Annotated in this window: 1 pseudogene; it reads right to left on the minus strand. The window is 39.8% G+C overall.

The window, feature by feature from the left end:
* Positions 1 to 883: pseudogene (locus SMIDD26_RS13265) on the minus strand (penicillin-binding protein); the annotation flags it as partial.

Here is an 883-nt window from a genome sequence, read left to right on the forward strand (position 1 = left end):
TATCTGCATTAAAGGTAGGTCGTTGGGTGGTAGCGAGGATTTCACCGGTCTTTGCACTGACCAAGGTCGCGGTCATATACTTACCTTTTACTTTTTCTAGAAAGGCATCCATCTGAGTTTCCATGAAAGATTGTAGCGGACTAGACAATGTTGTATAAACATCCTTGCCATCCACAGTTTGTTGCGATACCAGTTCTGTACCTGGTACGATATTTCCTACACGGTCTTTTTCATAGGTAATAATACCGTCTGTCCCAGCAAGAATGGTATTTAAAGAACTCTCCAAACCAGAAGTCCCTAACAAACTCTTACTACCATCCTCATTTTCATGAAGTTGGGCTAAGCCAATAAAGCTAGAAGCAAATTGTCCATTTGGATAGCTTCTGTTAGGGCTAGTTGTAAAGTCAATCCCTTCCACACTAGCATCTTTCAAATCTTTTTTAATAGCCATCATATTGGCATATGTAATCCCATTTCCTTTTGCACCAAAGGAAACCTGGGTCAGATTCGGTTGAGACAATTGTTCTTTAACATAAGCCTCGTCCATATCCAAATACTTATGGAAGACCTCTGCTACCTTATTAAACTGAGCATCTTCTACATAAAGAATTTTACCCGTTGCTGACTTGTATTTTTTGTCAATAACAGCATAGACATTATAAGAGGTCGCATCTTCTGCGATAGGCACTCCATTTCGGTCATAGATAGTTCCACGCTTGGCAGGAACTGTTCGGGTTGTTTGGTGAACCTTTTTAGCTTCTTTTACTAAGTCAGTACCAAATATATTACCTTTCGCGATAATAACAGCAAAATTGACCAAAAAGACAGCGAAAAGTACGACAGCTAACAAGCTGATGTACTTCCCCACTATTTTACGGTTTTC

This window comes from Streptococcus mitis (assembly GCF_001579035.1).
Taxonomy (GTDB): domain Bacteria; phylum Bacillota; class Bacilli; order Lactobacillales; family Streptococcaceae; genus Streptococcus; species Streptococcus mitis_J.